7 protein-coding genes are annotated in these 6,600 nt (G+C 73.7%); 5 read left to right on the plus strand and 2 right to left on the minus strand.

The window, feature by feature from the left end; all coding sequences use genetic code 11:
- Nucleotides 1-135: 135 nt before the first annotated feature.
- Nucleotides 136-2,127, plus strand: coding sequence for a primosomal protein N' (locus AB0M73_RS49440; RefSeq protein WP_363907131.1), 1,992 nt, complete (start codon nt 136-138; stop codon nt 2,125-2,127).
- On the opposite strand, the gene AB0M73_RS49445 is transcribed toward AB0M73_RS49440, so the two are convergent.
- On the minus strand, nt 2,124-2,735 hold the full coding sequence (locus tag AB0M73_RS49445) for a hypothetical protein (RefSeq protein WP_363907133.1): 612 nt from the start codon (nt 2,733-2,735) through the stop codon (nt 2,124-2,126). The two genes, AB0M73_RS49440 and AB0M73_RS49445, sit on opposite strands and share 4 nt — an antisense overlap.
- Nucleotides 2,736-2,737: 2 nt before the next feature.
- The gene (locus AB0M73_RS49450) at nt 2,738-3,292 is read right to left on the minus strand and encodes a sigma-70 family RNA polymerase sigma factor (protein WP_363907135.1); all 555 of its coding nucleotides are present in this window, start codon (nt 3,290-3,292) and stop codon (nt 2,738-2,740) included.
- A 134-nt stretch (nt 3,293-3,426) separates the two neighbouring features.
- Between AB0M73_RS49450 and AB0M73_RS49455 the strand changes: the two genes are divergently transcribed.
- From AB0M73_RS49455 to AB0M73_RS49470, 4 genes are read left to right on the plus strand one after another with little or no spacing between them, the layout of a single operon-like run.
- Nucleotides 3,427-3,594, plus strand: a complete 168-nt coding sequence (locus tag AB0M73_RS49455) for a hypothetical protein (RefSeq protein ID WP_363907137.1) — start codon at nt 3,427-3,429, stop codon at nt 3,592-3,594.
- Between the two features lie 49 nt (nt 3,595-3,643).
- Nucleotides 3,644-4,192 carry a peptide deformylase gene (gene def, locus AB0M73_RS49460; protein WP_043716529.1) on the plus strand — a complete coding sequence of 183 codons (549 nt, stop codon included), beginning with the start codon at nt 3,644-3,646 and terminating at the stop codon, nt 4,190-4,192.
- On the plus strand, nt 4,192-5,121 hold the full coding sequence (gene fmt / locus AB0M73_RS49465; protein WP_043716528.1) for a methionyl-tRNA formyltransferase: 930 nt from the start codon (nt 4,192-4,194) through the stop codon (nt 5,119-5,121). Before def ends, fmt begins: the two co-directional genes overlap by 1 nt.
- The gene (locus AB0M73_RS49470) at nt 5,118-6,554 is read left to right on the plus strand and encodes a transcription antitermination factor NusB (protein WP_363907140.1); all 1,437 of its coding nucleotides are present in this window, start codon (nt 5,118-5,120) and stop codon (nt 6,552-6,554) included. Before fmt ends, AB0M73_RS49470 begins: the two co-directional genes overlap by 4 nt.
- Nucleotides 6,555-6,600 lie beyond the last annotated feature (46 nt).

The raw sequence follows: 6,600 nt of genomic DNA on the forward strand, positions 1-6,600 counted from the left end.
TCTGACCGTCGCTTTCGGACACCCCTTCATGCAGGGAAGGACGCCTTACCCTCGTTCAACGCGGGTAAGGCGTCCTTCCCTGCATGAAGGGCCCTTCGCGGCATGGGCGGGGTTCGCTCTGGTAGACACCACAGCGTGGCAGCCAGCGGGATCGTCCGGCGCGGTGAGCGGCATCCCGCCGCGACCGCGGCTGTCGCGCGGGTGAGCGTGGACGTGCCGCTGCCGTACCACCTGGATTTCCCCTTCGACTACCGGATCCCGGCCGAGTGCGACGCCGACGCGAAGCCGGGCGTGCGGGTGCGGGTGCGGTTCCGGGGCAAGCTGACCGACGGGTTCCTGCTGGAGCGGGTGGAGCACACCGAGGTCGCGGACAAGATCAAGTACATCGAACGGGTCGTGTCGCCGGAAGTGGTGCTGACGCCGGAGATCCACGGCCTGGCCCGCGCGGTCGCCGACCGGTACGTCGGGTCGCTGGCCAACGTGCTGCGCCTGGCGATCCCGCCACGACACGCGCGGGCCGAGGCGCGAGAGGCCGAGGACCCGGCGCCGCCGCCGGCGCGGCCCGAGGCGGAGGGCTGGCAGCGCTACACGCGTGGCCCGGCCTATCTCGACGCCCTGGCGAACGGGCGCTCCGCCAACGCGGTGTGGCAGGCCCTGCCGGGGGAGGACTGGCCCGCGAGGCTGGCCGAGGTCGCGGCGACGGTGGCGGCCACCGGCAAGGGCGTGGTCATCGTGGTGCCGGACTACCGTGACGTGAATCGCGTCTTCGCGGCGTGTACGGCACTAATGCCGGGTGTCGTTGCGCTGCAGGCCGATCTCGGGCCGGGGGAGCGCTACAAGCGGTGGCTGTCGATCCTGCGCGGCACCGCGCGCGTGGTCGTCGGAACGAAGGCCGCCACGTTCGCGCCCGTGGCCGATCCGGGGCTGCTTGTCGTGTGGGACGACGGCGACAGCGGGCATGCCGAGCAGTTGGCGCCGTACCCGCATGTGCGGGACGTTCTCGTGCAGCGGGCGCACATGGCCGGGGCGTCGCTGCTCGTGGCCGCCTTTGCCCGCACGGCCGAGGCGCAGCTGCTTGTGGACACCGGATGGGCGCCGGAGATCGTCGCCTCGCGGGAGCAGCTCCGCGCCGCCGCGCCGCGCGTCACCGCCATCGGCGAGACCGACGCGCAGTTGGCACGGGACGAGGCTGCCCGCACAGCACGCCTCCCAGCCATCGCCTTCGAGGCGGCCCGCGATGCCCTGAAGGCGGGCCGGCCCGTGCTGGTGCAGGTGCCACGCCGTGGTTACGTGCCGGCCCTGGCGTGCGCCAACTGCCGTGTGCGGGCGCAGTGCCGCCGGTGCGCGGGGCCGTTGTCCCTTCCCGGGGGCAGCACCGACGGCGCCCCACGCCCGGCCGAGTGCCGGTGGTGCGGGGCCGTGGAGGTCATGTTCCGCTGCACGGCCTGCGGCTCACGCCGCCTGCGGGCCGTGGTCGTCGGCTCCAAGCGCACCGCCGAGGAACTCGGCCGCGCCTTCCCCGGCGTTCTCGTGCGCACCTCCGGCGCCGGCGAGGTGCTGGCCGAGGTGCCCGACGCCCCCGCCCTCGTCGTCTCCACGCCCGGGGCCGAGCCCCACGCCGTCGGCGGCTACGGCGCGGCGCTGCTCCTCGACGGCTGGGCCATCCTCGGCCGCGCCGACCTCCGCGCCACCGAGGAGGCGCTGCGGCTGTGGATGACCGCCGCCGGCATGGTCGTCCCCGGCCCGCAGGGCGGCCGCGTCATCGTCACCGCCGAGTCCTCGCTGCCCACCGTGCAGGCCCTCGTCCGCTGGGACCCCGTCTGGCACGCCAACCTCGAACTCTCCGGCCGCACCGAGCTCGGCTTCCCGCCCGCCGTGCGCATGGCCACCATCGACGGCGTCCCCGACGCCGTCAACGCCGTGCTCGACGAGCTCCGCCTGCCCGCCACCGGCGAGATCCTCGGCCCCGTCCCCCTCGGCGAGGACAAGGAACGCGCCCTCGTCCGCACCTCCCGCGCCGAGGGCCGCGCCCTGGCCGAGGCCGTCGCCGACGCCGTCCGCGTCCGCACCGCCCGCAAGGACCCCGACCCCGTCCGCGTCCGCATGGACCCCCTGGAACTGCTCTAGCTGATGGTGCCCTCGGCCAGGACCTGGCCCTTGGCGTCGCGGGCGACGAGCGTGACCGGGCCGGGGGTCGGGGTCTCGGCGACGAAGGTGCCGGCGGCGAGGACGGCATGGGAGCCGTTGACGGTGAGGGCGGCGACGGCGGGGGAGACGAGGCCGTAGACGAGGCCGTCGTCGTGGATGGCCTGGTAGGTGCCGGGGCCCTGGGTCATGCGCTGGAGCTGCATCTGGCCCCAGGTGGTGGGGGTGGGATGGCCGTTGGAGATCAGGCACACGCCGAGGGCGTTGGTGTGGGGCTCCAGGGCGAGCTGCACGCCGTCGCCGTTGCTGCGCAGGAGGTAGGCGCCGAGGGTCCAGGCCCCGGACGGGTGGCTGGGGCAGTGGTCGGGGGTGTGGGTGGGCGTGACGGAGGAGGGCAGGCTCACGGGGGGAGCGGTGTCGCGCGCGGGGGAGAAGAGCAGGGTGGCGGCGACCGTGGCGACGACGATGACGGCGGCGGCGACCATGTAGGGGACACGGCGGTCGCTGCGCGGCGCGAGCGCGGGCAGCACGCGGCTGCGCAGCCGGAGGCGGACCTCGGGCGGCATCTCGCGGTACGGGGGCAGTTCCACGGCTACACCTCCTCCTGAAGCAGCTCGCGCAGCCGCGCGCGGGCACGGGACAGCCGAGAGCGAACGGTGACCTCGGCGACGCCGAGAACGGCGGCGGCGTCGGCGGTGGGGACGTCGCCGAGCAGGCACAGGCGCACGGCCTCCTGCTCGGCCCGCGGCAGCCGGTCGACGGCCAGCAGGACGCGGCTCATCCCCTGGTCGGAGTCGACCTGGTCGGCGACGTGATCGGCGTGGTCGGCGACGTCACGGCCGACGGGCAGCCGGGCCACCAGGGCATGGAAGCGGTGGGCACGGCGGAACTCGGTGCGCGCGAGGAAGCCGGCGACGGCGTAGAGCCACGGCCGCGCGCTGTCCCGCACCAGGGTGAGCTCGTGGCGTCGCCGCCAGGCGGTCATGAAGGTCATGGACGTCAGGTCCTCGGCCAGCGTCCACGAGGCGGTCAGCCGGTAGGCGTGGTTCCACACGGCCTCCGCGTGCCGCTCGAACAGCTCGGTGAAGGCCTCGTCGGCCCACAGCTCACCGTCGCTCGGCCCCACCGCCTGTTCCCCCTGCTTCACGTCATGAGGTGTCCGGCATCCGCGGGATTGTTGCAGTCATCCCCGGGGATGACTGGGCGAATGGGACCGAGCGGTGACGCCCGATGACGGAACGAAAGGCGAACCTGGGGTCACGATCGACACGAGGAGCCACCATGACTGCGCTGACCATGAGCGGGCCGACCGCCACCCCGACCACCATCACCGTCCACTGGCCGGCGCAGCTGCTCAAGGCCCTCCTGACCGCGGCGAAGTTCACCGGGCACTTCGTCGTGGCCCTGGCCGCCGTGCTGTTCGTGGGGGCCGACCAGGCGGAGTACTGATCTCCTAAACTGGACTCGGCCCACGCCAAGTCCACCCCCAGGGAGTCCAGTGACCGTCCAGCCCATCCGCCTGTTCGGGGACCCGGTGCTGCGCACCCGCGCCGCCGAGGTCGTCGACTTCGACAAGGAACTCCGCGGCCTGGTCGCCGACCTCTGGGAGACCATGGAGGACAAGGGCGGCGCCGGTCTGGCCGCGCCGCAGCTGGGCGTGGGCCTGCGGGTGTTCACCTACCACTGCGACGGCTTCGAGGGACACCTGGTCAACCCGACCTTCGACGTCGTCGGCGAACAGATGCAGGACGGTCCGGAGGGCTGCCTGTCCATCCCCGGCCTGTCCTGGGACTGCAAGCGCCACCTGCACATCGTGGCCAAGGGCTGGAACATGCACGGCGAGCCGGTCGAGATCGAGGGCAGCGAGCTGCTGGCCCGCTGCATCCAGCACGAGAGCGACCACCTGGACGGCGTGCTGTTCCTGGACCGCCTGGACACGCAGACCCGCAAGGAGGCCATGAAGGCCATCCGCGAGGCGGAGTGGTTCACGGGCGCGGCCCCCACGATCAAGCAGAGCCCGCACAGCCTGTTCGGCGGTGGCCACTGATGCGGCTGGTGTTCGCCGGCACGCCGGAGGTGGCCCTGCCGTCGCTGCGGGCACTGATCGCGTCCGAACGGCACGAGGTGGTGGCGGTCGTGACCCGCCCGGACGCCCCGGCCGGCCGCGGTCGGCACCTGGTCCGCAGCCCGGTCGGCGCGCTGGCCGACGAGCACGGCATCGAGGTGCTGACGCCGGCCAAGGCGGGCGCGCCGGAGTTCCTGGAGCGGCTGCGCGAGATCAACCCCGACTGCTGCCCGGTCGTCGCGTACGGGGCGCTGCTGCCGCAGCGCACGCTGGACGTGCCGCCGCACGGCTGGGTGAACCTGCACTTCTCGCTGCTGCCGGCCTGGCGTGGCGCGGCCCCGGTGCAGGCGTCGGTGCGCGCGGGCGACGAGATCACCGGCGCGAGCACGTTCCGCATCGTCAAGGAGCTGGACGCCGGGCCGGTGTTCGGCGTGGTCACGGAGCGCGTCGGCGAGCACGAGACGTCCGGCGAGCTGCTGGACCGACTGGCCGTCGTCGGCGCGGACCTGCTGGTCAGGACGCTGGACGGGATCGAGGACGGCACGCTGGAGGCGCGCGAGCAGCCCGTCGACGACACCGTCAGCTACGCCGGCAAGATCACCGTGGACGACGCGCACCTGGACTTCACCGCCCCGGCGGTCGCGGTGGACCGGCTGGCCCGCGCGGTGACGCCGGAACCCGGGGCCTGGGCGCTGTTCCGGGACGAGCGGCTCAAGCTGGGGCCGGTGCGGCTGTCCGATGTGGACGGCCTGGCCGCGGGCGAGATCCGGGTGGAGCGCAAACGGGTGCTGGTGGGAACGGCTACTGTCGCCGTGCAGCTGGGCGACGTGCAGGCGCCGGGCAAGAAGCGTATGGCCGCGACCGACTGGGCGCGCGGTTCGAGGATCGAAGCAGGGGAGCAGTTGGCGTGACGGAGCGAAGCGGCGGACCCAACAGGCGTCCGTCACGGCCGGAGCGCCAACACCCGCCGGCCCGCCGGCAGACCCCACGCCGTCCGCCGGAGGACGACCCGGCGCGCACGGCGGCGTGGGACACGCTCAAGGCGATCCGCGAGCGCGACGCCTACGCCAACCTCGTGCTGCCGAAGCTGTTGCGGGACCGGCGCATCAGCGGCCGTGACGCCGCGCTGGCCACCGAGCTGGCCTACGGCTCGGCGCGGGCCAAGGGCCTGCTGGACTCGATCATCGAGGCCTGCTCCGACCGTCCGCTGTCCGAAATAGACGGTCCCTTCCTCGACGCGATGCGGCTGGGCGCCTACCAGTTGCTACGCACCCGCATTCCCTCGCACGCCGCCGTCGCGTCCACTGTGGACCTCGTGCGGGGCGTGCACGGCTCCGGCCCGGCCGGCTTCGTCAACGCCGTGCTGCGCAAGATCGGCGAGCAGGACGAGCAGGCGTGGGTCAAGCAGCTCGCCCCCGAGGACCCCGTCGGCCACCTGGCCTTCGCCAACGCCCATCCCAAGTGGATCGCGCAAGCGTTTGCCGATGCCCTGGGGGACAAGGGCGACGAGCTCGCGGCCGCCCTGAGGGCCGACGACTCCCGGCCCGAGGTGCACCTCGCCGCACGGCCCGGGGAGGTCAGCAACGAGGAGCTCGCCGCCATCACGGGCGGCGATGTCGCGCCCTACTCGCCCTACGGCGTGCACCTGGAGGCCGGCTCCGGCGACCCCGGCGATCTGGAGCCCGTGCGTGAGCGGCTCGCCGCCGTGCAGGACGAAGGCAGCCAGCTCTGCGCCCTCGCGGTGACCCGGGCCCCGCTCGACGGCCGTGACGAGCGTTGGCTGGACCTGTGCGCGGGACCCGGTGGCAAGGCGGTCCTGCTGGCCGCCCTGGCCCGGCTCCAGGGCGCCACCCTCGACGCCGTCGAGAAGGCCCCGCACCGCGCCGAGCTGGTGCGCAAGGCCACTACCGGCCTGGAGATCACCATGCACGTCGCCGACGGCCGCGACCCCGGGCTGCCCGAGGGCAGCTTCGACCGCGTGCTCGTCGATGCCCCGTGCACCGGCCTCGGCGCCCTTCGCCGCCGGCCCGAGGCCCGCTGGCGCCGCAAGCCCGACGACGTCGCCGAGCTGACCAAGCTCCAGCGCGAGCTGCTCACCTCCGCGCTGAAGCTGGTCCGCCCCGGCGGCATCGTCGCGTACGTCGTCTGCTCGCCCCACCTGCGGGAATCCATCGGCGTCACCACCGACTTCGTGCGCAAGGGTCTGGCCGAGGCCGTGGACACCCGGGAGCTGTTCCCCGGCGTCCCCGACCTCGGCGACGGCCCGCACGTGCAGCTCTGGCCGCACCGGCACGGCACCGACGCGATGTTCTGCCAGGTGCTGCGCCGGCCCGAGGGGGCCTAGCGTTATGCAGGGAAGGACGCCTTACCCGCGTTGAACGCGGGTAAGG

This window comes from Kutzneria sp. NPDC051319 (assembly GCF_040682195.1).
Classification (GTDB): Bacteria; Actinomycetota; Actinomycetes; order Mycobacteriales; family Pseudonocardiaceae; genus Kutzneria.

Coding starts and splice junctions, on each gene's coding strand:
- fmt (WP_043716528.1), top strand. CDS start 4,192: ATGCGGCTGGTGTTCGCCGGCACGCCGGAGGTGGCCCTGCCGTCGCTG.
- AB0M73_RS49455 (WP_363907137.1), top strand. CDS start 3,427: ATGACTGCGCTGACCATGAGCGGGCCGACCGCCACCCCGACCACCATC.